We start from the raw sequence: 26,050 nt of genomic DNA, 5'->3' as shown, positions 1-26,050 counted from the left end.
CAAATTTTATGCGGCAGCCCGAGTTGCCGCACCCTGCCCCATGACTCACTCACCTTCCACACCTCTGTCATACAAAGACGCCGGCGTTGACATCGACGCCGGGGATGCGCTGGTCGAGCGCATCAAACCCCTGGCCAAGCGCACCCTTCGTGAGGGCGTTCTCTCGGGCCTGGGAGGTTTTGGCGCGCTGTTCGAAGTGCCGAAACGTTACCGCGAACCCGTGCTGGTGAGCGGAACCGATGGAGTTGGCACCAAGTTGCGCCTGGCTTTCGAGTGGGCCATGCACGACACCGTGGGCATCGACCTGGTGGCCATGAGCGTCAACGATGTTCTTGTGCAAGGAGCAGAGCCATTATTTTTCCTGGATTATTTCGCATGCGGCAAGCTGGAAGTGGATACCGCCGCTGCCGTGGTGGGCGGCATCGCCAAAGGATGCGAGCTGGCAGGCTGCGCACTGATTGGCGGCGAAACGGCCGAAATGCCCGGCATGTACCCTCCTGGGGAGTATGACCTGGCAGGTTTTTGTGTCGGCGCCGTCGAAAAGTCCAAAATTCTCACCGGCCAAAACGTGGCCGAAGGCGACATCGTACTGGGCCTGGCTTCCAGCGGCGTGCACAGCAACGGCTTCAGCCTGGTGCGCAAGTGCCTTGAACGTGCGGGCGACAAGCTGCCCACCACCCTGGACGGCCAGCCCTTCCGCCAAGCCGTGATGGCGCCCACGCGCATCTACGTGAAAAATGCCCTTGCTGCACTCGAGAAGCATCCCATCAAGGCACTAGCCCACATCACTGGTGGCGGCCTGCTGGAAAATATTCCTCGCGTGTTGCCCGATGGGCTGGCCGCTCACCTGAAGAACGGCAGCTGGCCACGCAGCGAATTGTTCGCTTGGCTTCAGGAAACTGCCGGCATTGACGACCAGGAGATGAACCGGACCTTCAATAACGGGATCGGCATGATTGTTGTCATCGCCCCCGAGGAAGCCGCCGCCTGTGCCGCCACGTTGCGTGCCGCTGGCGAGCAGGTCTTTGAAATCGGACGCATTGCCCCACGTGGTGAGGGTGCCGCAGTCGTAGTAGCCTGATAAGCCCGCACCTTCAGCCTTGACTCCGCAATCCCAACTACGCGAGCAGATCGCCACTGTGGCCAGCCACGTGGCCATAGCAGCAGCACTGCTCCTCATCATGTGGCAAGGCCTGCTGCCTGGCCTGTTGTGCGCGTGCCTGGGTTTCCTGGGCACCCGATGGTTCAGCCCCCGATTTGGCGCGGTGCTGCGATCACCCAATCATCAGGCCCCAAGGCTTGCTGCCACGGTAGTGGTGCTCATCCCGCTGATCGTGATTGCGGCGCTGCTACCACGCGCACGCGGCATCATCTTGGACGCGCCGTCCACCTACCGGGAACTCCTCGGATTCATGGCCAGCACAGTGCTTGAACTTCGCGACCGGCTTCCGCAGGACATCGCCACACAACTGCCCACGGGCGCTGTCGACGTCCAGCGAGCGATTGCCTCCTACCTGGCCAGCAAAGCCGGCACTCTGGCCACGACTGGCAGAGCCTGGCTCTCTGGGCTGCTGTTCGCTTTTGTGGGCCTGCTCATCGGCGCGCTGGCCGCTGCACGTCCTTCACTGATTCTTCTCAAGCCACTTTCGGCGCAAATGCATTTGCGCTTGTCGCGGTTCGGCGAGACGTTTCGGCAGATTGTGGTGGCGCAGTTCTGGATCGCGCTGTTCAACACTACCCTGACAGCCGTTTTCCTGCTGATCGTGCTGCCCCTGTGGGACACCCGCCTGCCCTACTCTATGGCACTGATTTTGCTCACATTCGCAGCAGGACTGATTCCCATCGTAGGCAACCTGATCTGCAACGCCGTGCTAACCCTGGTCGGGCTGTCCGTTTCGCCCTGGGTGGCGCTCGCGTGCCTGGCCTTCCTGATTGTGATCCACAAGGCTGAATACTTCATCAACGCGAAAGTCATTGGCCACCGAACGCACATGAGTGTGTGGGAGCTGCTGGCCGTAATGTTCGTGATGGAAGCGATTTTTGGCCCGGCCGGACTGGTGGCAGCGCCTCTTTTCTACGCGTACTTCAAGAAAGAGCTGGAAGCGACGGGCTGGGTTTAGCCAGAGGGCCTCAGGGCCTGGGAGGCCTGATTCAAGGCAACCCGCCACCCAGGTCGGCCAAGCGCTCTGCCATGGCTTGGCGGTCCCCGGCATGAGGTGCCTCGCGCAGGTACAGAGACAGATCCTGGCGTGCTCTTTGCCGCTCACCCAACTCTGCCAAGGTGAGCCCCCGGTCGCGGACTTCCTCCCACGCTTGCGGCAAGAGAATGACCAAGCGCTCCTGTACTGCCAGCAGCCGTGGCCAATCTTGCTGCGAGCGGTGAATCTCCTGGAGATTGCGCAACATACGGGCAATGATCTGCCGTGGCCGGCAAGATTGAAGGTAGAGTGCAAGGGGCAAGTCGCTGCCCTCCCGAAGTGGCAAGTTCGGGTGAATTTCGGCAATGCGTTCACGCAAATCAGAGCGACTTAGAGATTGCCCTGAGAACGGGTCAATCACGACCTTTCCGCCCGGCAGGGTAATCTGAACCAGGAAATGCCCCGGAAAGCCCACGCCTTCGGCTTCCAGCCCCAGCCCCTGGGCGAGCTCCAGCCAAATGACAGCCAGTGAAATCGGAATTCCGCGGCGCGTGTGTAGCACCACGTTCAAATGGCTGTTGTCAGGGTTGTAGTAATCGTTGACGTTTCCGCCAAAACCCAGGTCTCCGAAAAAGAACTGATTCAGCGCACGCACCCGCTCCAGCGCCGAGGTTCCAGGTGCAACCCGGCGTTCGAGCCGGGCAGCCATGCGGTCCACGTCGGCCAGCACCTGCTCCATATCCAGCTCCGGATACTCGTCGTGCGCCAGACAAGCTGCAGCCTCCAGAAGAGGAAAATGCTCGTCACTCTGCACCAAGGCAGAAAAATAGGCCAGCGTGGTAGGGATGGAAAAATTCAGGGCCATGGAGATTTGTATAACCGACGCCGCAATACGTCAAATCTGTTTTACTTTCGCAGCAAACCCTTGAGTCTTACCCCTGAGAGTTGAAGCGTGCCGAAGTAGATCAAGACTGCGCCCGCAACAAACGCCGAGAGCACGCCAACGCGCGCCAAGCCCCTCACGGTCACCCAGTCAATATAGATTGAGCCCCACCACAGGAAGCCAGCCATGAGCAACGTAGCCCCCAGCACCTTCGCTGCGAATACCAGCCAACCTGACACCGGCTTATAGCTGCCCCGTCGGATCAGCCCAATCAATAGCCACAGGGCATTCAAAAGCGCCCCCAGACTGATGGTGAGCGTCAGCGCTGCGTGTTGGAGCCAAGGCACCAGAATAAGGTTCAAAATCTGCGTGACGACCAGCACCACCACCGCAATCAGGGCAGGCGTGCGCATGTCGTGCCGGGCATAAAAGCCTGGCGCAAGCACCTTGACAGCCACAATGCCGACGAGGCCGACGCCATAGGAGGTGAGGGCCAGCGTGACCATATGCACATCCCGTGTGCCAAACGCACCGTAATGAAAGAGCACCGCCACCAGTGGCTTGGCGAAGACGAGCAGCGCTGCGGCACAAGGCAACGTAAAAAGGACAACCAGTCGCAAGCCCCAATCCAGCAGCGCGGAGTAGCGCTCGGCGTCCTCGCGGGCACGGGCAGCGGCGAGCTGCGGCATGAGCACCACCCCGAGCGCCACCCCCAGCAGCGCGGTAGGAAACTCCATGAGCCGGTCTGCGCTGGTGATCCAGCTCACGCTGCCAGGTGCCAGGTGCGAGGCAATCTGCGTATTGATCAGCAGAGAGATCTGGGCCACGCTCACCCCCAGCAGGGCAGGAAGCATGAGCCCCACAATCTTGCGAGTGTGAGGATCTCCCCAGGCAGACCGTAAAGTGCTGCCGCTCCAGCGAATGCGCGGCAGCAAGCCCAGGCGGCGCAGTGCAGGAAGCTGCTGTGCCAGTTGCAGTACCCCGCCCAGGAGCACACCCGCACTCAGCGCGTAGATCGGCTCGATTCCCCAGCGCTTGAACACTGGCACCAGCAACAGCAGCGCTGCGATCCAAGCCAAATTCAGCAGCACGGGAGAGGCCGCCGGCACCGCGAAACGCTCCCAGGTATTGAGCACACCGCCAGCCAGGGCCACGAGGGACATGAAGGCGATGTAGGGGAACATCCAGCGCGTCATGTGGACCGCTGCCTCAGTACCCCCTGCCGGCAGCCCGCTGGCCATGGCCCAAACCAGCACCGGAGCAGCCAGCACACCGGCAATGCTAAGCAGCACCAGCACCAACGCCAGCAGTGAAGCCACGCGATCGATCAGCAGCTTGGCACCTGCCTCCCCTTCCGTGGCGCGCGTAGCCGCCAGCACAGGCACGAAAGCCTGACTGAAAGCGCCCTCGCCAAGCACGCGTCGAAACAGATTGGGGAGCCTGAAAGCGACCCAGAACGCATCCGTCATGGCGCTGACGCCAAACACGGACGCCATGAGCACATCCCGCAACAGCCCCGTCACGCGCGAAGCCAGGGTTAACAAGGAGACTGTGGAGGCAGATTTGAAAAGGCTCATGGAAAATGCTTTACCGGCTGTCCGGCATCCGATTAGGCGATTTTTAGTCGGTCTACCTGCCGTTTTCAGGCAGAAGTGTAGTCGTGCCGGCAAAACCCATGAATGTAGATGAGGCGGCCTGCGGCGAGCCCAGTGGCAGGAATGAATGGCAGGAGTTTGAACGGCAGGAGTTTCTTGAAGCTGCTAGAATGCCGGGTTCTGCTGACAACATCCACAGACATTTAAAGGAATACTTCCATGGCCGCTAGCAAGCCGAAGAAAAAGAACCCCCGCCTGGCATCGGGCCGCAAACGCGTCCGCCAGGACATCAAACTCAACGCCGCGAACACCTCGCTGCGTTCCAAATACCGCACCGCTGTCAAGAACGTTGAAAAAGCAGTTCTCGCCGGCGATACAGACAAGGCCAAGAGCGCCTTTGCCCTGATGCAATCTGTTGTCGACAGCGTCGCAGACAAAGGCATCTTCCACAAGAACAAGGCAGCTCGCGACAAGAGCCGCCTGTCGGCCAAGGTTAAAACCCTGGCCCAAGCAGCAGCCTGATCCAATCAGGCAAACAGCCCGGCCGGGCTTGCTGATTCGTCAGTCAAGTTCGCCGCCGTTTGTAACGGGTGCGCTGTCAGCACAGAACAAAAGAGCCGCTTTCGCGGCTCTTTTTGTTTGTGGCCGATACTTAAGGATGCCCAGCACAACTCCCTGGGGTCTGTGGCAGCACGGCCTCGGGCGATCGTCACTGCCACCCACTCGCGAGGGTTTTGCAGGGCATCCTTAACGGCCGATTGGGTATGAATTTATGGCTGAGTTGTTGGCCTGTCGGACTCTTCAGGCAAGAGGCAGGCCTCGAACACCTGGAGTTCATTGTCTCGCGCGAAGTTCATGACGAAATCCCAGGCCATGGGTTCGTGCTCGCGCAAAGCGGTGTTCACCACGACGCATTTCACGCCATTAACTGCCGTGGGCACACACCAGGGCGAATAACTTAAATGGCTACCTGGACGCGCCCCTCCGGGCCGAAAAGGGCTCATGACGCCCGCAAGGCGTTCCGCCCAATCGCTTGGGCGGAACGTGCGGCCAGAGCGGGTCACGCCCTGGATAAAAAATTCTCTACTGGAGGGAATGCTGGCCATTGTGGTTTCTGGCAGAAATGCGGCACAACAAGCTTGTGGCTGCTGCACGGGGAAGAATTATATCTTATATAAGACTTGCGACAATTCAAAAGGTTCCGTGTTAAGGATGCCCTGCATAACCCTCGCGAGTCGGAGGTAGTGCGGATCGGGATGAGGCGCAAGGCGTCTTTTTGCAGCCAATAGCCCAGCTATTGGCAAGAAAAGCAACGCAGCGGATCGCCCGAGGCCGTGCTGCCACAGACCGCAGGGAGTTATGCAGGGCATCCTTAACCGCGCGAAGAGCTCGGACAGCCCTAGAATGCGACTTCAGCGGGCCTCGTTGGCCCGATTTTCTTTTTCTAGGAGCCTTGCCGTGACCAATCACATCGAAGCAGCCTCGCCGCACCTCATGAACACTTACGCCCGCCTACCCATTGCCATGGATCATGGACAAGGGTGCCGCGTGTGGGACGTCAACGGCAAGTCATACCTCGACGGACTCGGCGGCATAGCCGTGAACACACTGGGGCACAACCACCCCAAGCTGGTGCCTGCATTGCAGGAGCAGATTGCCAAGCTCATCCACTGCAGCAACTACTACCATGTACCCAACGCCGAAGTGCTGGGCAAGAAGCTGACTGAGCTCTCGGGCATGACCAATGCGTTCTTCTGCTGCACTGGCCTGGAAGCCAACGAGGCCGCCCTGAAGCTGGCTCGCAAGTTTGGGCACGACAAAGGCATCACCAACCCGCAGATCGTCGTCTATGAAAAAGCCTTCCATGGCCGCAGCATTGCCACGCTAAGTGCCACGGGCAACGTGAAGGTACAAAAAGGCTTCGAGCCGTTGGTCGAGGGCTTCATTCGCGTGCCCCTGAATGACATTGAAGCACTGAAGAAAGCCACCGAAGGCAACCCGAACGTGGTGGCGGTTTTCTTTGAAACCATTCAGGGCGAAGGCGGCATCAACCCCATGCGCATTGACTACCTCCAGCAAGTTCGCCAGCTCTGTGACCAGCGCGACTGGCTGATGATGATTGACGAAGTGCAATGCGGCATGGGTCGCACCGGCAAATGGTTCGCCCACCAGTGGGCCGGCATTGTCCCAGACGTGATGCCGCTGGCCAAAGGCCTGGGATCAGGCGTTCCCATTGGCGCGGTGGTGGCTGGACCCAAGGCTGCCAACATCTTCCAGCCGGGCAACCATGGCACCACCTTTGGCGGAAACCCTCTGGCGATGCGCGCAGGGGTAGAAACCATTCGCATCATGGAAGAAGATAATCTGCTGGAAAATGCCGCCAAAGTGGGCACCCATTTGAGGGCAGCCCTTGAAAAGGGGCTGGCAGGCAACCCTGGCCTGAAGGAAATTCGCGGCCAGGGGCTGATGCTTGGCATTGAATTGACCAAGCCTTGCGGCGTGCTGGCCGAGCGGGCGGCGGAGGCCGGTTTGCTTCTGAGCGTCACCGCCGACAGCGTGATCCGTCTGGTGCCCCCACTGATTCTGACCGAGGCAGAGGCCGACGAGATCGTCGCCATCCTCGTGCCGCTAATCCAAGCCTTCCTTAAAGAATGACGAGTGAGCCTGTTGCGATGAACAACCCGATCAAGCACTATCTTCAGTTCAGCGATTTCACCGCCGACGAGTACGCCTATCTGTTCCAGCGTGCCGCTCTGATCAAGCGCAAGTTCAAGGCCTACGAAAAGCACCAGAGCCTGGCGGATCGTACGCTGGCGCTTATTTTCGAGAAGGCATCCACTCGCACGCGCGTCAGCTTCGAGGCGGGCATGTATCAACTGGGTGGATCGGTGGTCAACCTCACCAGCGGCGACAGCCAGCTGGGACGTTCTGAACCAATCGAAGACACCGCGCGCGTTATCAGCCGCATGGTGGACGTGGTCATGATCCGCACCTTCGAGCAAGCGCGTATCGAGCGCTTTGCCGAGTTTTCGCGCGTGCCAGTCATCAACGGTTTGACCAACGAGTACCACCCCTGCCAGATCATGGCCGACCTCTTCACCTTCATCGAGCATCGCGGCTCGATCGCGGGCAAGACCGTCGCCTGGGTTGGCGATGGCAACAACATGGCCAACACCTGGCTGCAGGCTGCAGAGATCCTGGGTTTCAAAGTGCACGTAAGCACGCCTCGCGGCTACGAGATCGACGAAAAACTGGTGGGCGGTCCGCGCAAGCCCTCCACCACGCACTATGAATGTTTTAACGATCCGGTGGATGCCTGCCGGGGCGCTGATCTGGTCACCACTGACGTCTGGACGTCGATGGGCTACGAAGCTGAAAATGCAGAGCGCATGAAGGCATTTGCCGATTGGTGCGTGAACGCCGAAATGATGCGCGCGGCCAAGCCCGAGGCGCTGTTCATGCATTGCCTGCCCGCCCACAGGGGCGAAGAGGTCACCGCAGAGGTCATAGATGGGCCGCAATCGGTCGTCTGGGACGAAGCAGAGAACCGCATGCACGTACAAAAGGCGCTGCTGGAATACCTGCTGCTGGGTCGGCAAGATTCCGCTAACGACACTGCCGCATGAACCAGTAACCTCGACTCTCGCGGCAGTACACCCATGAGCGCTTGCCAAACCTGCGGTGCCTGCTGCGCCAGCTTTCGGGTCGATTTTTCGGTCCACGAGCTGCTGTCACAAGGCGGTAGCGTGCCCGATTCGCTCACGGTGGAGGTCAACGGCACGACGTGCCGCATGCGCGGCACTGATCATTCTCCTCCACGCTGCGCTGCCCTAACCGGCCGCGTCGGCGAGCAAGTGGGCTGCGGAATCTACGAATGGCGCTCGTCGCCCTGCCGCGAATTTGAAGAAGGCAGCGACGCCTGCCAACGGGCACGCATGCGGCATGGCATGTTAGCCATCACCGGCTAAGGAGGCTCCCTAAAGCGCCTCAGGCACACGGCCTGTTCCGCAAGCCTTGCTGATCGTTGGAAAAAACCGACACCACAGCATGCGCAAAACCGGTAACTTCACGCCATGCCAACCCTTTGGGACATATCCCCCCCAGTACATGCGGCCTCACCGGTGTTTCCCGGCGACACCGCCTATGCACAGCGCTGGAGCGCCGAAATCGGCCCCGGCTGCCCTGTCAACGTCAGCAGCCTCACCATGTCTCCACACATCGGGGCACACGCAGACGCACCCCTGCACTACGACCCGCAAGGCTCTGCTGCGGGCCAGTTGGACTTGTCGCCCTATCTCGGCCCGTGCCGTGTGATTCACGCCATCGGTGTTCACCCTCTTATTCTGTGGAGCCATCTGGCTCACGCTGCACAGAGGCTTCCGCCAAGGGTTCTCGTCAGAACCTACGAACGCGCGCCCGTTGATCATTGGGATCCGAATCTGACGGCCTTCGCACCGGAGACGGTAGAAAAGCTGGCCGATGCGGGCGTCCAACTTATTGGCATCGACACCGCCAGCATCGACCCCGCCAGCAGCAAAAGCCTGGACAGCCACCAGACCATACGCCGCCGCCAGTTGCGCGTGCTGGAGAACCTCGTGCTCGACGATGTACCCGAAGGTGATTACGAGCTTATCGCTCTTCCCTTGAAACTCATGACCGCCGATGCCCTCACCCGTGCGGGCGGTGCTGCGAACTTTATCCGCCTGACCACATGACTTCGCTCCAAGACTACAGAGCCCTTGACGCCGCCGACCCGTTGGCCCCACTCAAGAACCTGTTCACCCTACCCGAGGGCACCATTTATCTCGACGGTAATTCTCTGGGTGCCCTGCCTCGCTCCGTTCCAGAAAAAGTGGCCCAGGTAGTGGCGGATCAGTGGGGCGCCAACCTTATCAAGAGCTGGAACAGCGCCGGCTGGATTGACCTCCCTCGCCGCGTGGGAGACCGCATTGCCCCGCTGATCGGCGCCGGCCAGGGCGAAGTGGTGGCCACCGACACCGCTTCCATCAATCTTTACAAGGTTCTTTCGGCAGCGCTCAACATCTCGGCACAAAGCACTTCAGAGACTTCACAGGGCCAGGACAGGAGCGGCACCCGAAGGCGAGTTATTGTCAGCGAGCGCAGCAATTTTCCGACCGATCTGTATATAGCCGAGGCACTTTGCCGCGAGCGAGGGTATGAACTGCGCCTGATCGAGCCGCATGAAGTGCAGGCCAGCCTGGGCCCTGAGGTGGCTGTGCTCATGCTCACGCATGTGAACTACCGCACCGGGGCCATGCACGACATGACCGCCGTCACTGCCGCAGCGCATGCTGCTGGCGCACTGATGGTCTGGGATCTGTGCCACAGTGTGGGTGCGGTGCCTGTCGACCTCACGGGCGCTGATGCCGATTTTGCAGTGGGCTGCGGTTACAAGTACCTGAACGGTGGCCCCGGAGCGCCCGCCTTTGTGTGGGTGCACCCACGCAACGTGACCCGCTGCTGGCAGCCTTTGGCAGGATGGTGGGGTCATGCACAGCCCTTTGCCTTTACGCCAGAGTACCAACCAGCCATGGACATCTCGCGCTACCAGTGCGGCACCCAGCCCATCATCAGCCTCTCGGCACTTGATACAGCGTTGGACGTGTTCACCGAGGCGGAAAAATTCGGTGGCATGCCGGCCTTGCGGGCAAAGTCACTTGCCTTGACCGATCTGTTCATTCAACTCGTTGAAGCGCTTTGCCCCGGAAAATTCGAACTGGTGACGCCACTGGATCATGCGCGACGAGGCTCTCAGGTCTGCCTGACACCTACAGCACAACTTCCCCCGGCAGCGCGTATGCAATTGTGCAAGCCTTGATTGCACGAGGCGTGGTGGGAGACTTCCGCGCCGGCGACAGCCAGCAACCCGACATTCTGCGTTTCGGATTCACACCGCTCTATCTTTCGTACGAGAACGTGGCGCAGGCCGCGCAAGCGCTGCAGGAAGTTCTTGCGAACGAGGAGTACAAGCTGCCCGAATTCAATCGCCAGCAAGCCGTTACCTGAGACCCGATATGACCACGCCCGAATCCATTGTCCAAGCGGAAAAAGCACAGCTCGATTTCAGCCGAAGCATGAGCTACGGCGACTACCTGCATCTTGATCAGATCCTGAGTGCCCAGCACCCGCTCTCCCCTGCGCACGACGAGATGCTGTTCATCGTTCAGCATCAAACCAGCGAACTTTGGATGAAATTGCTGCTCAAGGAGCTGAGCTCTGCCATGGGCGATCTGCGGGAAGACCGCCTGCCACCTGCATTCAAGAAGCTCGCCCGCGCCAGCCGCATCATGGAGCAACTGGTACACGCCTGGGACGTGCTGGCGACCATGACCCCGCCCGAGTACAGCGCTATTCGTCCGTTTCTCGGCCCTTCCAGCGGGTTTCAGAGTTTTCAGTATCGCTGCATCGAGTTTGCCTTGGGCAACAAGAATGCTGCCATGCTGGCGCCGCATGCCCACCATCCGGAACGGCTGGCACTGGTGCAATCGTTCTTCGAGGCACCTTCACTTTACGACGAAGCTCTGCGCCTGATGGTCCGCCAGGGTATGCCCTTGCCGGCCCACTGCCTGGATCGCGACTGGACCCAGCCCCGCGAAGCCAGCAATGAGGTGGAAGCCGCCTGGCTAACCGTATACCGCGCGCCCGAGGACCATTGGGACCTGTATCAGCTTGCGGAGAAGCTCGTCGACCTGGAAGACGCCTTCCGCCTCTGGCGCTTCCGCCATGTCACCACCGTGGAACGCATCATTGGTTTCAAGCGTGGCACCGGCGGCACCGGCGGTGTGAGTTATCTGCGGAAAATGCTCGATGTGGTCTTGTTCCCTGAACTGTGGAGATTGCGAACTGACCTTTAGTCAGCAGCTCAAGACCGTTCCCCCAACGGCACTTGGCACTTCTTGTCATTCCCGCGCTCGTGGAAATGACAAATCAAGCACAGCATTCAAGAGCTTGGTTCTGACCGCCAGATCAGACGCGAACTGGGCAACGAGCGCTTGCGCATCAATTGGGACCCAGTACGGCGGCACATGAAACGCCAGATCCGCGTGCAGAGTTGGAAACAACACCACAAGGTATTCAGGCGTAAGCACCACATAAGGTCGGCCCGCTGGAGCCACCACCGCCAAACCCAAAATGGCAGAACGCAGATCAGGCGTCAGAGCAGACAACGCATCTGGTGGATTCACTCGCACCCTGTAGACCCGATCAAAGTCTGCATCTCCTGTGAGAGTCGCGCGCAGCCCGTCTGACTTCGCTTGCTCAGCGAGCAAACGTGGCGGTGCGTCATCAGGGGTCAGCGCAATTGCCCCAATTCCGTCAGAGGCCACCTGAACCTCGAAGACAGCAAAGGACAGGGTGTGATCAATCGTGTCCAGCTTTGCAGATGACGAATAGCCAACCTGCATCTCTGACAAGCGCACTGCAACCCCGTTCTTGACGCCCGCAACGCGGTCAAGCGTTCGAGCAGACTGCAACTTCGGAAACAGTTGCCAGTCGCGCACACGCGCAAGATCGGTTTCAGGCTCCACGGCGTGATCAAAGCCCGCCAGTAGTCCCGTCGTTACTGGCGCAATGCGGCTCTTCACTGCGGCCTGGTATTTGCTGGCACGGTTGCCCATGGCAAGAAACCAGCCCGCAACTGCTGCCAAAGCCCCAAAAATAAGAGCTGACACCAGACCTTGGCCTCCCAGAAGCAGCGCGATAAAGGCTGCCCCACCTGCCAGCGGCACCAGCAACCGAGCGCGTTTGTCGACCGTTTCAAGCGTCTGAAGCCTAAGCGCCTCAAGGTCGGCGACCATGGGGCTCACCAGACTCTGAAGAGCATCACGTTCTTCATCCGGCAGATCGACAACGATTCCGCGCGGCGCAAGACTCGAATTCGCCAGAACAGAATCAGCCGCGCCACCTATTCGCGCCCAAATCTCAGTAAAAGAAAAATCCGCGTACCCAGCCATCAGGCATCCCCCTCACGACCAAGATGAGTGCAATCGCCAGCCCGACAAGAAAGTGAGAAAACGCAGGCGATTCTCAGGGCATGCCTCGCACTAGCTCGCATGTCGGGTCAAGTTGGGCACTTCGGATGCAGGGCAAATCTGCGGCATTGCTGCCTGAACGACCAGCCCATGCCTCAACAACTCCGGCGCCGCAGTCGTCATCAACGCTTGACTGGAAGCAGTCTCAGCCATTGCAGACAATGCGCCGACCAGATGCTTAGGGAGTGGGTTCCTGGTCGAGAACCTCTCGGCCATGTTGATCGACTCGCGCGCGTAGGTGGCAATTGCGGTCGGAGGGCGCTTACGTGCCTGTCCGCTGGCAACATCCGCCAAACCGCGGTCTGTAGCCTTCAGCAAATTCTCAATAGTCTTGCACGTCCAGCGATCAGCAGCCGAGCAGACACCGGGAACGACGACCAAAAATAGCGCGGCATACAGGCGTACTGACATATCGTCCTCGGCTTGAGGGTCCATAAAACACCTTGTCAGCCCCTGCATCACCCATCGTGCAGGCCGAACGAATCAGCACCGCGAGGGTTTATGCAGAGCCTCCCCTGGAGCCTGCAATCACAAGCCCCGACCCTGCACATCGTATAGGGCATTCCCCAAAGAGGCAAACAAAGAAAAACGCGTCAAAGGTGCCAGTACCAATTATTTGCGAACTCCACACTGATTTCGAGCAACTGCCAATTTTGGCAGTCTCTGCTCTCACCAGCATCGTGATCGTGTTAGATTGAGAATTCGCCGATTGCATTCCTCGTTTTGCGGCCAACTCTGGAGGACTTTCTAATGAAATTTCCCATCGCTATGATCGTTGTTTTCTTGGGGTGCGCCGCAGGCCAGGCCTCGGCAAGCGGGGTCAAAGGCACCATCAAAGGATCTCTCGACGGGCGCGAGATCGACGTGAAGGCAACCTGTTTCCCAGACAAAAAACCCTGGGACTGGATTCAGGTGAACTCAGAAGCGCTTAGTCGATCGGAGGCCCTTCGTGACGTAGATGGGGACGGCATTGCCATACTCGCCGGCGCTTCACAGGGAATGGGCCAAGCCACCATCACAGCCAAAATCGGCGAGACGAACTACAAGTTCGGCGTTGGTAAACGTGGCGTCACGTTCTACCCTACAGGTTTCAAACTTGTCGGCAAATTCGATCGTACCGAAGGCAAGGGCGCGGATCGGAAGGTCGTGCACACTTTCCAGGCTGAGCTCACCGTGTCTTGCACGGGCATTTGAAAGGCCCTCCGGCGAATATAGCCGCGACCGATTCAGGGCAAATGGCTTGATGCATGCAACACTTAAGACAACAAACCAAGCCTAACGCGGTAGCCAAGCAAAAGAGGTGCTGGCAGTTTTCCCCTGATGCCCGATGTAAATGGTTGCAACAAATGTAGCCTGCTCCAAACTACGTCTGTATGGTCGCCCGTAATCTAACCATTTCGGGGGAGTGGCATTATGCAAATCGTGAAGCCTGAGACCGTGCGACCGATCGAGTTCATAGCCAGTCGCATGCGGCAGATGGTTAGGGCCTTGGCGGCCTCCACTGCCCTGTTGGTGGCTTCTCTCGCGCATGCCGAAACCTACACCTATCCAGGACCCATGGCAGTGATTCCGGACGGAGATGGCGCGGGAATTTCAGTACCCATCACCGTCAGCGATTTCGTCGGACCGATCACAGGCATCTCCGTTGCCGTCAATTTGCAGCATGTTTGGTCCGGGGATGTTGTCCTCCGGCTGAGATCCCCCAACGGCACCACCTTTGATCTCGTGCATGAGATAGGTCGCCCTGCTCCCCGGCCCGCCGGTGATTCGTCCGATTACAACGGCACCTACACGTTTGTAGACGAGAATTTCGTCGGTGCCGGCAACATTTGGGCAGCGGCCTCAGCGGATAGTACTTTCGCTCACATCATACCCGCGGGAAACTACCGAACATCAGGCGAAGGTAGTGATGCAGCCACCAACCTGCTCGCCGCCTTCTCGGGTCTCGACACCGCACAGATCAACGGTGAGTGGACCCTGATTGCCATAGACGACTGGTTCTCAGACCCAGGCGCCATCAACTCCGTTGCCCTGACTCTGGTGGGCGGCACCCCAGCAGCCAGCCCACCCACTGCCACGACCGGAGTGACGGCCACTGCCGGCGATGCCCAGATCACAGTGAGTTTCAGCGCGCCCGCCAGCGACGGTGGAAGCGCAATTACCGGCTATCTGGCCTCCTGCGTCCCGCAGGGCGGTGGCGCAGCAATCACTGCGAACGGCTTGCTCAGTCCGATCATGGTAACGGGGCTGTCCAACGGCACGACCTACGACTGCACAGTTGCCGCCTCGAATGCAATTGGCACTGGCGTAGCGTCGTCAACTGTGAGTGCCACCCCCAGCGCAGCGCCTGTCACGCCAGTTGACTCAGTTGCGCCAGCGGTCACTCCGGTTCCCACCATGAGCGAATGGGCTTTGATCATCCTCGGGCTACTGGCCGCCGGCTTCGGAGCACGGGGATTGAGGCGCCGCTCATGACAAGGTAGTCACGCCTTGCCGGTCAGCCGATGTAAAAACACGCAGCCAGAGGCCATTAGAAGGCCTTCACGCGCAGCGATCCGGGAACGGCGGATACGTTTGAGAACTTCGGCGGAGCGCCAAGACCACGCCTGTCACCTTCGCACCAACGTAAAAACCGTTCGGGCCGATAATGTCTGCAAACTCCGGTTTCAGGTTCTTCACCCATGCTGATCGATTTCTTCTACGCCCTACGCGCCGCCAAGCTACCAGTCTCGGTCAAGGAATTTCTGACCCTCCTGGAAGCCCTTCAGGCCGATGTGGTTGGCCCCCGGCAGCCTGACGCCTGCTCGATCGACGATTTCTACTATCTCGCCCGGGCCGCCATGGTCAAGGACGAAAAGCATTACGACAAGTTCGACCGTGCATTTGCTGCCTACTTCAAAGGGGTCGAGCAGGTCACTGACTTCACCAAGGAAATCCCGGCCGACTGGCTGCGCCAGGTGCTCGAGAAAGAATTGAGCCCTGAGGAAAAAGCCGCCATAGAGAAGATGGGCTGGGACGAATTGATGGAGACGCTCAAGAAACGTCTTGAAGAGCAGAAAGAGCGACACGAAGGCGGCAGCAAATGGATTGGCACTGGTGGCACCAGCCCCTTTGGCCATGGGGGATACAACCCACGAGGCATTCGAATCGGTGGCAAAGGCGGCAACAAGAGCGCTGTCAAGGTCTGGGACCAGCGTGCCTACAAGGACTATGACGACAGCCAGGAACTGGGCACGCGAAACATCAAGGTGGCGTTGCGCCGCCTGCGCAAGTTTGCGCGCGAGGGTAATGAGCTGGAGCTGGATCTGCCTGACACCATACGTTCTACCGCTGCAAATGCAGGCTGGCTCGACATCAAAATGGTACCGGAGCGCCACAACAACGTGAAGGTGCTTCTGCTGATGGACGTGGGTGGCACCATGGATGAGCACATCCAGCGCGTGGAAGAGCTATTTTCTGCGGTGAAGTCAGAGTTTAAGCACCTGGAGTTTTACTACTTCCACAACTGTGTGTATGACTTCATGTGGAAAAATAATCGGCGCCGTTTCGCCGAGAAGTTCCCCACCTGGGACATCATTCGCAAGTACAACAAGGACTACAAGCTGATTTTTGTGGGCGACGCCACCATGAGTCCCTACGAAATCCTCCAACCCGGCGGCAGCGTTGAATACAACAACGAAGAACCGGGCGCCGAATGGATTCAGCGCCTGACCCACGCCTTTCCCAAATTTGCCTGGATCAACCCTGAGCCGCAAGGGGTGTGGCAGTATCGCCAGAGTATTGCCGTCATTCAGCAACTCATGGGAAACCGCATGTTTCCGCTGACCCTGAAAGGGCTGGAAGAGGCCATGCGAATGCTGTCGAAGTAGGCCCTGCTTGTCCGGAGGGAGTAGCGCCTTCGCCCGCTTCCTCGCCTCATGGCCGCGCACGAACAAATACTGAGTGCTAATCTGTGAAGCACTCTGCTTGATTCAGCCCGGTAACTGCTTCCACGCTTAGTGGCCTTCAACGCCGACGGGACGCCATTTCAGTCCCCATGCTGACAAGGCGATCCGCGTCCAGAACGGAAATAGCGGCCGGATAGACCAAGGTTTCTTCCAGTGGAATGTGATCCGCGTAGCACCGCATGAAGTCTCGCACCAAAGCGCGATCGGAGTTCGAGACGGGCGGCGCCGGGTCGGCGTCGCGCCAGGTCAGAAGCACCAGGCGTAGTTGCCCCCAAACTGCGCTCATTCGCACATGATCGGCCTGCAGTTGTGCCACAGTCTCGCGCATCCGGGCGTCTCCTCCGGCAGCCACCACCGGGAAAACGTGTTGCTCTTCATCTTCATGGTGATGGGGCGCCGCGATGTCAAAGTAGCGCAGCACATCCGATGCCGCGGAGCGTGAGGAAGCATCATGACCATTGGCGTCCACATGCTCCACCAATCGCTCCAGCAAGCCCAAACTGCGCTGAACGCGTTCGTGGCATGCTTGCAGCATCTCGAAAGGCTGCTCGAAGCCAACCGCGGGGGCATTGAAGCCCGGAAGAGAAACTGCAGAGGACATGGGTCTTGTCGACAATAGCTGACAGGGCCAACGAATTCTGGCCGTTACCATTGAGTATGCGCGTACTCCATAAACTCCTTGCTTGATGTGGTTTAGCTTTTCACTTGAAGTGCCTTTTAGGCGATGGGTCAGTGCCGGCGCACTGAGTCTTGGCACGTGCTTACTGCCTCAGCTTGCATCTGCACAATTCGCTCCCGCACCTCAACCTGCAGCGGCCACATCAGCACCCGAGACATCGCCCAACGCGACACGCAAAGCTGACATCGATTCCACTGCAGAACCCTCGGAGGTCAAGGCTTTTGAGATCGAAGTGCGGGCACCTGAAAGTGTTCGCTCTCTGATTGAGCGGCACAACGAACTGCAACGCTACCAAACCATATCTGATCTTGAGGGCTCCGAACTGGAGCGGCTGATGGTATTGGCAGAGCGCAACGTTCGAGAACTTCTGGGCACTCAAGGGTATTTCAGCCCGCGCATCCAGATCAAACGCACCGAGGCGACAGGCGGGCCACCCAAAATTTTCATCGATATCGAACCCGGAGAGCCGACCTTGATAGGCAAGGTGGGGATTGACTTTGAGGGAGATATCGGTCAATCCAGTGACCCCGATGCCGTGGCACAGCGCGACGAGATTCGCTCCGGTTGGGGGTTACCCTCTGGCCAGCAGTTCACGCAAGACGCCTGGAGCAGTGCCAAGACTGAAACCCTGCGTCGACTGGTGGCGCGCCGCTACCCCGCCGGCAGGATCAGCTACAGCATGGCTGATGTCGATCCGGCTGCGAACATGGCGCACCTGGGCCTGCAGGTCGACTCCGGCCCGCTGTACCGGCTGGGCGAACTGGAAGTCTCCGGCACGAGCCGTTACGACCCTGTGCTGGTGCCACGGCTGGCCCGATTGGCGCCGGGCGACGTCTACGACCAACGCAAGCTCAACGACGCGCAGTATCGACTCACTTCCAGCGGCTACTACGACTCCGCCACAATTTTTATAGACCCGGAAGACGATCCTGCGGCCGTACCCGTTCAAGTTCAGGTCACTGAGGCCAAACTACAAAAGTTGGTGCTGGGGGCAGGTTTCTCCACCGACGGCGGTCCTCGCCTTTCCCTGGAGTATCGTCACAACCGCGTACCCAGGATCGGCTGGCGCGCTGTCACCAAACTGCAGATCGAAAAAACGCACTCCTACCTGCAAACTGACTGGCAAGGCATTCCTGCTGAGAACGGATGGCGCTGGGGCACCCTGGCCAAATGGGACCGGCTTGACGACGGCGAGCTCGTCACCACTTCACAGCAGTTTCGCTTTGGCCGGTCGCGCTCAGACGACCGCTTTGATCGGCATCTGTACGCACAGCTCGACCGCTCTGACGTCGTCAAACGCGACGGCGCTGTATTGACCGACGCGCGTACCGGCGACGGCTCGGCGTTGTCGGCCAATTATGTGTGGACAGGGCGCTACTTTGACAGCCTGCCCTTCCCTTCTCGCGGCTACGGCCTCGGCGCCGAGCTGGGAGGCGGCTATACGCTGGAAGGCACCAGAAAACCCTTCTTGCGCGCCACAGCGCGCTGGCTGGGCATCGTGTCGCTGGGGGAAAGTGCCAACAGCGGACGGCTGTCTCTTCGCGCCGAAGGTGGTGCGGTGGTGGCCAGTAGAAGCACACGCATTCCAAGTACCCTCTTGTTCCGCACCGGGGGCGATGCCACCGTCCGCGGTTATGCCTATCGCGCCATCGGTATCGATTATCCGGACGATGTCGTCGGCCCCGGCCGCTACATGGCGGTGGGCAGCGTTGAGTGGCAGCGCCCTATCGTGCGTGAAGGCATGCCCAGCGGCCTGGAGCACACCGTGTTTCTTGACTTTGGCGACGTGACCGACAAGCCGCAGGATCTGCGCCCACGCTTCGGCATAGGAACCGGCGTGCGCGTAAGAACCCCCGTCGGTCCCCTGCAGGTGGACGTAGCGTACGGTCTGAAATCCAAACGGGTGCGCCTGCACCTTTCAGTAGGCTTCGTATTCTGATGACTGAAGCCACACCAACTTCATCCAAGTCTTCATCCAAGTCTTCAACTGAGACTTCATCTGAGGCTCTACTTCGGACATCGGCTGCGGCGCAGTCCGAAGCACCACCCGCGACGCAAGCGCCCGATTCCAAGCGCTCAAGGCGATGGCTTCGGTATTTTGTCTACGCCTTTGTTGGCGTAGTGCTCGTGCTGGCACTCGGTCTGGCAGCCTTGTGGCAATGGGCCGGCAGGGAGGGTTCACTAACTCAGGTGCTAAGTTGGGGGCAACGCTATTTACCACCAGACGCTCTGGGCATAGAAGGCCTGCAGGGCGCGCTGCGGCGAGGAGGCCAAGCCCAGCATTTGCGCTGGCACCAAGGCGGCCTCACCATAGATGTTTACGACGCGCGCTATGCCTGGAACCCACTGACTCTGCTGAGTGGCCGACTACACTTTACCGAACTGAGCGCGCGCCACATTCGCATCGACGATCAGCGTCCACCTTCTAACGATCCCCCATCGGGCCCCCGGAAACGCTGGGCCTGCCGCTCGGCGTCAGTCTCGACGCCTTCACTGCCGGCAAGCTCGAGATCGTGAGTCCAACGGTGTTCAGCGCCACCGAGGTCACGGGGCGCTACCTGTTCGACGGCGCGGACCACCGGCTTCATCTGGAAAACGCCACCATCGCCAAAGGCTCCTACCAGGCTGATGTCCGTCTGGGCGCGGAGGGTGCGCCGGACATTGACGCCCGACTCTCCGGCAATTTTCTCAGCCCCGCACCCGAGGGCAACCAGGGCGTACCTTTGTCAGTCAACGCACGCGTACATGGCCCACTGACCGAGATGCGCGCTGAAGCTCAGGTGCGCGGGCAGGCGACGCAAAGCGGCTCCCCGGCAGCGCGTGCAGACGCGACCGCTCGTATCACGCCCTGGGCAGCCCAGCCCTTGCCGGAAGCTCAGGCAGAGTTTGCCGATCTCGATGTCGCCCCCTTCTGGCCTAAAGGCCCTCAGACGCGCCTGACCGGCCGCCTGGAGATCAAACCTGGCTCTGCAAGCACATCCGCCGAGGCCGAAACCGACGGCTGGCAAATCAAGGCCCAGATCGTCAATGCCCTGCCCGGCCCCTGGGATCAGCGACGACTGCCTTTGAGCCGTCTGGACACCCAGGCCACTTGGCAAAGCGGCATTGCCACCGTGCAAAGTCTCAAGGCCGAACTGGCAGGCGGCACTTTTGAAACCACTGGTTCCTGGTCTTCTCCCAACAAGGCCCCAGCCTCAGCGAACTTATCCACCAGCGACAAAGCCGGAAGCGACTCTGGCAGTTGGCAGCTGGTGACCGCCCTCAGAGGCATCGATCCCGGGAAGCTTCACACTCAACTGGCACCGTTTCCCATCGACGGTCGAGCCACTGTTTCGGGCGAAGGCACCGCTATTGATTTTGATGCCGACTTGCAAGCGCGGGCTCAACGCCAGCCAACGAGCCAAAGCGCGGGGGAAACCCCGGCACAAGCGCTGGCCAGAGACCTGTCCGCCCTGCGGCTTCAAAGCGCCTCCGCGCAGGGTCGCTGGCAAGACGGCCTGCTGCGCATAGCCAAACTGAATGTGCGCGCCACGGATGCCGAGCTGACCGGAACCAACATGGAGGTGCGAACTGACAGCCCTTCCGGAAAAGGTCAACTCCAGTTGAGCGCCCCCGGCACCCTCATCAAACTCGAGGGCGCTGCCGCGGAGCGTGCCGGAGGCGGCACACTGAGCGCCGAAGTCAGCAACCTGGCTAGAACCTTCGACTGGGTAAAAAAGCTCCCTGGGGTACCCCCGGAGCTGGACGAAGCGTCCGCCACTGGACAGTTAAACGTGATCGGCAGCTGGCAAGGCGGCTGGACCGACCCGAGCGTCAAGCTGCGGCTGGAAATTCCCACGGCCGAATGGCGTTCAGACACTGCTGATAGAGCCGCAACCCCGATCAAGCTGCGCAGCACCCTGCTCAACCTGAGCGGCCGACTTGCTCAGGCCGAATTCGAAGTTCGCGGGACTCTCGCCCAAGGCGAGCGCACACTGACCTGGAAAGCCATCGCAGAGGCCGGTCGAACTCGCGTCGGTAGTACGCTGGCAGCCTCCAGTTGGCAAGGAGCGCTTCAGCAGCTTGAACTTGCTGCGTTTGACGCCAATTTAAGTGGCGGGCGTGCGAATGCTCCTTGGCGACTGCAAAGCAAAACGTCGGTTCCATTCACCTGGGCACCAGCGCCCGGTGCGGGGGCTGGCGGCCAGTTCAGCGCCGGGGCCGGCGAACTGATTCTCACGGCCCCCACCCCTGATGTCAGCACTTCACAAGCGACCATAGCCTGGCAACCTGTGCTTTGGCGCGCAGGCACCCTCAGCACCAGCGGACGCATAACCGGCCTGCCACTGGCTTGGGCCGAATTGTTCGTCGATCCGAAATCGGCGGACACCGGCGTGACCGGAGACGTCGTATTCAATGGACAATGGAACGCCCAACTGGGCGACACCATGCGCATTGATGCCGAGTTGGCGCGCACCAGTGGTGACCTCGTGTTGACCACTCAGGATGCCGACACCGGTGTCCGAACCCGCATCGCAGCCGGGCTGAAAGACGCACGCCTGCAACTGCGCAGCCAGGGGCAGTCCGTCGAAATGCGTCTGAACTGGAACACCGAACAGTTGGGCACCGCCTCCGGCGAATTGCGTTCTCAACTCGTCGCCACGAAGCAAGCAGACGGCGAGACCAGTTGGAGCTGGCCCGAAAGCGCCCCCATCTCTGGTCAGGTCAAAGCTGCGCTTCCGCGGATTTCTGCATGGTCCACACTGGCACCTCCTGGCTGGAGGATGAAGGGCTCGTTGGCGGCCGACGTGCGCATTGCAGGCACCCGTTCATCACCGCATCTGACAGGGACCCTCGGCGCCGATGATCTCGCCATGCGTTCTGTGGTCGACGGCATTGAGCTCAGCGGTGGACGCCTCCGTGGTCGCCTTGATGGCCAGCGCTTAATAGTGGACGAGTTCACACTGCGTGGCGGCGGTCCGAACAAGTCAGGCGGCAGCCTGCGCGCCACCGGCGAAGCGGCGATTCAGAACGGCCAAGTTCGGGCCACCATGAATGCCAGCATAGATCGCCTGCACGCGAGCATGCGCACCGACCGGCTCGTCATTGTGTCCGGTCAATTGCAGGCAGGCATGGCGGGTAATGAGGCCACCCTCAATGGTCGGCTACAAGTGGATAAGGCGAGCATCACCCTGCCCGACGAAACCGCGCCCTCCCTCGGCGGCGACGTCGTGGTGCGCGGCACAGGCAAGGCTGGAACTACCAACCCATCCACCAGCGCGGCGGCACAGAAACCGCCTGCCGAACCGGGCAAGACCTCGGGCCGCGCCACGCTCAACGCCAATGTTCAGATCGACCTAGGCAACGACTTCCGCGTCAGCGGCATGGGCATCAACACGCGACTCGCCGGACAACTGCAAGTGACCACCAGCGGCGCCATCGGCAACTTGCCGCGCGTGGCTGGCACCATCAACACCATCGGTGGCACCTTCAGAGCGTACAGCCAGCAGCTCAATATCGACAACGGCGAAATCCGCTTCAACGGCCCCGCAACCAACCCGAGCCTGAGCATCCTCGCGCTGCGTCCCAACTACCAATCTGACCAGCGAGTGGGCGTGCAAATCACCGGCTCAGCATTGTTGCCGCGCATACGGCTTTATGCTCAGCCCGATCTGCCGGACACCGAGAAGCTGGCATGGCTGATGCTGGGGCGGGCAGCCCCGTCAAGCGGCGCAGAATCTGCGCTGCTGCAACAGGCAGCTCTCGCCATCATGGGCGGCCGAGAAGGTCGCAGCGTCGCGTCGCGCTTTGGACTTGACGAGCTGAGCTTCAGCGGCGGCAGCGACACGAACACCGGCACCACTGGGGCCACGGTCACGCTCGGCAAGCGCCTGTCAGACAAGCTATATGCCACTTATGAGCACAGCCTGGCCGGCGCCATGGGGGCATTGTTTGTCTATTACGAGCTTTCCAGGCGCTGGCTGCTACGCGGCCAAGCAGGTGAGCGCAGTGCGGTGGATCTGATTTTTACGCTTTCGTTTGATTAGGGCCGTGATCCCTTTTGGATTCGGGAACGCGCTGTGTTCTCCGATCAGTTCAATTTTTTCTATCATGTGCTTCGGGTCAGCACCAGAAAAATAAAAAACCCGCGATGCCGAAAGCCACGCGGGTTTTAAAGAACCATATCGATCTTCAAAAAAATTATCTCTTGGTACCACCGACAGGAATCGAACCTGTATCTAGCGCTTAGGAGGCGCTCGTTCTATCCATTGAACTACGGCGGCATAGCCTACTATTGTAGTCCGATTGTGAGCCAGTAAAGGTGCGAAAGGGCTTCAAAGCCTGATCCCCTTGGATGTCCGCTAACGTAGATTACGGTTTTCAGGTGGATTGAGCTGCCGTGTGGGGCGGCCCTTGATGCCTTTTTGCGTGTCCCAAATACAAAACCCCCAGTCATTTTCATGACTGGGGGTATTGCTGCTGTAATAGCCTGACGATGACCTACTTTCACACGGGAATCCGCACTATCATCGGCGCTAAGGCGTTTCACTGTCCTGTTCGGGATGGGAAGGAGTGGTACCACCTTGCTATGGTCATCAGGCATAACTGGTTGCTTTACTGACTTGTGGTCAATAAGGCGAATTCATAGAGTTTGGAATCAGCTTGGATGATTTGATTGCGCCCTTGGCATAACTGGTCTGATCGATTGATCAAAGTTATAGGGTCAAGCCGCACGAGCAATTAGTACTGGTTAGCTTAACGCATTACTGCGCTTCCACACCCAGCCTATCAACGTCCTGGTCTAGAACGACTCTTCAGGGGGCTCAAGGCCCCGGCAGATCTTATCTTGAAACGAGTTTCCCGCTTAGATGCTTTCAGCGGTTATCTCTTCCACACTTAGCTACCCTGCGATGCCACGGGCGTGACAACAGGTACACCAGCGGTGTGTCCACTCCGGTCCTCTCGTACTAGGAGCAGGCTTTCTCAAATCTGCAGCGCCCACGGAAGATAGGGACCAAACTGTCTCACGACGTTTTAAACCCAGCTCACGTACCTCTTTAAATGGCGAACAGCCATACCCTTGGGACCGACTACAGCCCCAGGATGAGATGAGCCGACATCGAGGTGCCAAACACCGCCGTCGATATGAACTCTTGGGCGGTATCAGCCTGTTATCCCCAGAGTACCTTTTATCCGTTGAGCGATGGCCCTTCCATTCAGAACCACCGGATCACTATGTCCTGCTTTCGCATCTGCTCGACTTGTCAGTCTCGCAGTTAAGCACGCTTATGCCATTGCACTATCGTCACGATGTCCGACCGTAACTAGCGTACCTTCGAACTCCTCCGTTACGCTTTGGGAGGAGACCGCCCCAGTCAAACTGCCTACCATGCACTGTCCCCGATCCCGATAAGGGACCCAGGTTAGAACCTCAAACACACCAGGGTGGTATTTCAACGTTGGCTCCATGCAGTCTAGCGACCACACTTCAAAGCCTCCCACCTATCCTACACAGATCTGTTCAAAGTCCAATACAAAGCTACAGTAAAGGTTCATGGGGTCTTTCCGTCTTTCCGCGGGGAGATTGCATCATCACAAACATTTCAACTTCGCTGAGTCTCAGGAGGAGACAGTGTGGCCATCGTTACGCCATTCGTGCAGGTCGGAACTTACCCGACAAGGAATTTCGCTACCTTAGGACCGTTATAGTTACGGCCGCCGTTTACTGGGACTTCGATCAAGAGCTTGCACCCCATCAATTAATCTTCCAGCACCGGGCAGGCGTCACACCCTATACGTCCACTTTCGTGTTTGCAGAGTGCTGTGTTTTTAATAAACAGTCGCAGCCACCAATTTTTTGCAACCCGTTCATGCTCAGTTGTTCACCTCACACTAAAAGGGCACACCTTCTTCCGAAGTTACGGTGTCAATTTGCCGAGTTCCTTCTCCTGAGTTCTCTCAAGCGCCTTAGAATACTCATCTCGCGCACCAGTGTCGGTTTGCGGTACGGTCGTGTATAGCTGAAGCTTAGTGGCTTTTCCTGGAACCCCGTTCAGTCACTTCATGGACAAGTCCACTCGATCGGCAGCCTCGGTATATGACAAGCGGATTTGCCTACCTGTCGCCTACATCTGCCTAAACCAGAATCCAATCACTGGATGACCTATTAGAATCCGTCCCCACATCGCACTATACATCGGTACAGGAATATTGACCTGTTTCCCATCAGCTACGCATCTCTGCCTCGCCTTAGGGGCCGACTCACTCTACGCCGATGAACGTTGCGTAGAAAACCTTGCGCTTACGGCGAGCGGGCTTTTCACCCGCTTTAACGCTACTCATGTCAGCATTCGCACTTCTGATACCTCCAGCAGTCTTCTCAAACCACCTTCACAGGCTTACAGAACGCTCTCCTACCACGCACAGTAAACTGTGCATCCGCAGCTTCGGTAACTGGCTTAGCCCCGTTACATCTTCCGCGCAAGACGACTCGATCAGTGAGCTATTACGCTTTCTTTAAATGGTGGCTGCTTCTAAGCCAACATCCTGACTGTTTTAGCCTTCTCACTTCGTTTCCCACTTAGCCCGTTTTAGGGACCTTAGCTGGCGGTCTGGGTTGTTTCCCTCTTGAGTCCGGACGTTAGCACCCGGTGCTCTGTCTCCCAAGCTCTACTCATCGGTATTCGGAGTTTGCCTTGGTTTGGTAAGTCGCCATGACCCCCTAGCCAAAACAGTGCTCTACCCCCGATGGTAATACTTGAGGCACTACCTAAATAG

At 59.1% G+C, this 26,050-nt stretch carries 19 protein-coding genes, 1 tRNA gene, 2 rRNA genes and 2 pseudogenes (1 of these 24 only partly in view); 15 read left to right on the top strand and 9 right to left on the bottom strand.

What is annotated here, in order from left to right; genetic code table 11:
- The first annotated feature begins 40 nt into the window (after nucleotides 1-40).
- Both purM and AAAK34_RS07835 read left to right on the top strand, forming a co-directional pair.
- Nucleotides 41-1,081 carry a phosphoribosylformylglycinamidine cyclo-ligase gene (gene purM / locus AAAK34_RS07840; protein ID WP_231697220.1) on the top strand — a complete coding sequence of 347 codons (1,041 nt, stop codon included), beginning with the start codon at nucleotides 41-43 and terminating at the stop codon, nucleotides 1,079-1,081.
- A 19-nt stretch (nucleotides 1,082-1,100) separates the two neighbouring features.
- Nucleotides 1,101-2,120, top strand: a complete 1,020-nt coding sequence (locus AAAK34_RS07835) for an AI-2E family transporter (protein ID WP_231697221.1) — start codon at nucleotides 1,101-1,103, stop codon at nucleotides 2,118-2,120.
- 31 nt (nucleotides 2,121-2,151) lie between these two features.
- Here the strand turns inward: AAAK34_RS07835 and AAAK34_RS07830 are convergent, their stop codons facing one another.
- Together AAAK34_RS07830 and murJ are read right to left on the bottom strand one after the other, a co-directional pair.
- Complete coding sequence (locus AAAK34_RS07830; RefSeq protein ID WP_231697222.1) at nucleotides 2,152-3,003, bottom strand: tetratricopeptide repeat protein; 852 nt, start codon at nucleotides 3,001-3,003, stop codon at nucleotides 2,152-2,154.
- Nucleotides 3,004-3,044: 41 nt separating this feature from the next.
- Nucleotides 3,045-4,598, bottom strand: a complete 1,554-nt coding sequence (gene murJ / locus AAAK34_RS07825) for a murein biosynthesis integral membrane protein MurJ (RefSeq protein ID WP_231697223.1) — start codon at nucleotides 4,596-4,598, stop codon at nucleotides 3,045-3,047.
- 237 nt (nucleotides 4,599-4,835) lie between these two features.
- Between murJ and rpsT the strand changes: the two genes are divergently transcribed.
- Nucleotides 4,836-5,138, top strand: a complete 303-nt coding sequence (gene rpsT / locus AAAK34_RS07820; protein WP_231697224.1) for a 30S ribosomal protein S20 — start codon at nucleotides 4,836-4,838, stop codon at nucleotides 5,136-5,138.
- A 248-nt stretch (nucleotides 5,139-5,386) separates the two neighbouring features.
- On the opposite strand, the gene AAAK34_RS07815 is transcribed toward rpsT, so the two are convergent.
- The gene (locus tag AAAK34_RS07815; protein ID WP_231697225.1) at nucleotides 5,387-5,722 is read right to left on the bottom strand and encodes a DUF3579 domain-containing protein; all 336 of its coding nucleotides are present in this window, start codon (nucleotides 5,720-5,722) and stop codon (nucleotides 5,387-5,389) included.
- Between the two features lie 352 nt (nucleotides 5,723-6,074).
- On the opposite strand from AAAK34_RS07815, the gene AAAK34_RS07810 reads away from it, so the two are divergent.
- From AAAK34_RS07810 to kynA, 6 genes and pseudogenes are all read left to right on the top strand, one after another.
- Complete coding sequence (locus tag AAAK34_RS07810; RefSeq protein WP_431777915.1) at nucleotides 6,075-7,271, top strand: aspartate aminotransferase family protein; 1,197 nt, start codon at nucleotides 6,075-6,077, stop codon at nucleotides 7,269-7,271.
- Nucleotides 7,272-7,288: 17 nt separating this feature from the next.
- Entirely contained in the window at nucleotides 7,289-8,242 is a 954-nt protein-coding gene (gene argF / locus AAAK34_RS07805) for an ornithine carbamoyltransferase (protein WP_231697226.1), read from the top strand.
- Nucleotides 8,243-8,275: 33 nt separating this feature from the next.
- A complete protein-coding gene (locus AAAK34_RS07800; RefSeq protein WP_231697227.1) occupies nucleotides 8,276-8,584 on the top strand; it encodes a YkgJ family cysteine cluster protein in 309 nt (102 codons plus the stop codon).
- Nucleotides 8,585-8,689: 105 nt separating this feature from the next.
- Nucleotides 8,690-9,323 (top strand): annotated as a pseudogene (gene kynB / locus AAAK34_RS07795) (arylformamidase).
- A gap of 4 nt (nucleotides 9,324-9,327) precedes the next feature.
- Nucleotides 9,328-10,643, top strand: a pseudogene (gene kynU, locus AAAK34_RS07790) (kynureninase).
- A gap of 8 nt (nucleotides 10,644-10,651) precedes the next feature.
- Nucleotides 10,652-11,491, top strand: a complete 840-nt coding sequence (kynA, locus tag AAAK34_RS07785) for a tryptophan 2,3-dioxygenase (protein WP_231697230.1) — start codon at nucleotides 10,652-10,654, stop codon at nucleotides 11,489-11,491.
- A gap of 45 nt (nucleotides 11,492-11,536) precedes the next feature.
- On the opposite strand, the gene AAAK34_RS07780 is transcribed toward kynA, so the two are convergent.
- Together AAAK34_RS07780 and AAAK34_RS07775 are read right to left on the bottom strand one after the other, a co-directional pair.
- Entirely contained in the window at nucleotides 11,537-12,589 is a 1,053-nt protein-coding gene (locus AAAK34_RS07780) for a hypothetical protein (RefSeq protein ID WP_231697231.1), read from the bottom strand.
- 90 nt (nucleotides 12,590-12,679) lie between these two features.
- Nucleotides 12,680-13,102, bottom strand: a complete 423-nt coding sequence (locus AAAK34_RS07775) for a hypothetical protein (RefSeq protein ID WP_231697232.1) — start codon at nucleotides 13,100-13,102, stop codon at nucleotides 12,680-12,682.
- Nucleotides 13,103-13,417: 315 nt separating this feature from the next.
- Here AAAK34_RS07775 and AAAK34_RS07770 point away from each other — a divergent pair, with 315 nt between their 5' ends.
- The 3 genes from AAAK34_RS07770 to AAAK34_RS07760 all read left to right on the top strand — a co-directional run bounded on the left by AAAK34_RS07770 (nucleotide 13,418) and on the right by AAAK34_RS07760 (nucleotide 16,536).
- Nucleotides 13,418-13,861, top strand: coding sequence for a hypothetical protein (locus AAAK34_RS07770; protein ID WP_231697233.1), 444 nt, complete (start codon nucleotides 13,418-13,420; stop codon nucleotides 13,859-13,861).
- Nucleotides 13,862-14,080: 219 nt separating this feature from the next.
- Nucleotides 14,081-15,142, top strand: a complete 1,062-nt coding sequence (locus tag AAAK34_RS07765; protein ID WP_231697234.1) for an IPTL-CTERM sorting domain-containing protein — start codon at nucleotides 14,081-14,083, stop codon at nucleotides 15,140-15,142.
- Between the two features lie 206 nt (nucleotides 15,143-15,348).
- Nucleotides 15,349-16,536 (top strand): VWA domain-containing protein, encoded by a 1,188-nt coding sequence (locus AAAK34_RS07760; protein ID WP_231697235.1) that lies wholly within the window; start codon nucleotides 15,349-15,351, stop codon nucleotides 16,534-16,536.
- A 136-nt stretch (nucleotides 16,537-16,672) separates the two neighbouring features.
- Here AAAK34_RS07760 and AAAK34_RS07755 read toward each other — a convergent pair whose 3' ends face one another.
- Nucleotides 16,673-17,215, bottom strand: a complete 543-nt coding sequence (locus tag AAAK34_RS07755) for a hemerythrin domain-containing protein (protein WP_231697236.1) — start codon at nucleotides 17,213-17,215, stop codon at nucleotides 16,673-16,675.
- 310 nt (nucleotides 17,216-17,525) lie between these two features.
- Here AAAK34_RS07755 and AAAK34_RS07750 point away from each other — a divergent pair, with 310 nt between their 5' ends.
- The 3 genes from AAAK34_RS07750 to AAAK34_RS07740 are packed head-to-tail and all read left to right on the top strand — an operon-like array spanning nucleotide 17,526 to nucleotide 23,319.
- On the top strand, nucleotides 17,526-19,232 hold the full coding sequence (locus tag AAAK34_RS07750; protein ID WP_231697237.1) for a BamA/TamA family outer membrane protein: 1,707 nt from the start codon (nucleotides 17,526-17,528) through the stop codon (nucleotides 19,230-19,232).
- Nucleotides 19,232-19,810: a hypothetical protein gene (locus AAAK34_RS07745; protein WP_431777914.1), complete on the top strand. Its 579-nt coding sequence runs from the start codon at nucleotides 19,232-19,234 to the stop codon at nucleotides 19,808-19,810. Before AAAK34_RS07750 ends, AAAK34_RS07745 begins: the two co-directional genes overlap by 1 nt.
- On the top strand, nucleotides 19,807-23,319 hold the full coding sequence (locus AAAK34_RS07740; RefSeq protein ID WP_431777913.1) for a translocation/assembly module TamB domain-containing protein: 3,513 nt from the start codon (nucleotides 19,807-19,809) through the stop codon (nucleotides 23,317-23,319). Before AAAK34_RS07745 ends, AAAK34_RS07740 begins: the two co-directional genes overlap by 4 nt.
- A 162-nt stretch (nucleotides 23,320-23,481) precedes the next feature.
- Here the strand turns inward: AAAK34_RS07740 and AAAK34_RS07735 are convergent.
- From AAAK34_RS07735 to AAAK34_RS07725, 3 genes are all read right to left on the bottom strand, one after another.
- Nucleotides 23,482-23,556: transfer RNA gene (locus AAAK34_RS07735), tRNA-Arg, on the bottom strand.
- Nucleotides 23,557-23,760: 204 nt separating this feature from the next.
- A 5S ribosomal RNA gene (gene rrf / locus AAAK34_RS07730) occupies nucleotides 23,761-23,873 on the bottom strand.
- A 119-nt stretch (nucleotides 23,874-23,992) separates the two neighbouring features.
- Nucleotides 23,993-26,050, bottom strand: a 23S ribosomal RNA gene (locus AAAK34_RS07725) (it continues 819 nt past the right edge of the window).

The organism is Ottowia caeni (genome assembly GCF_050821495.1).
GTDB classification, from domain to species: Bacteria; Pseudomonadota; Gammaproteobacteria; order Burkholderiales; family Burkholderiaceae_C; genus Ottowia; species Ottowia caeni.
The sequence above is the reverse complement of the archived record's forward strand: the minus strand, read 5'-3'. Positions and strand labels throughout refer to the sequence as shown.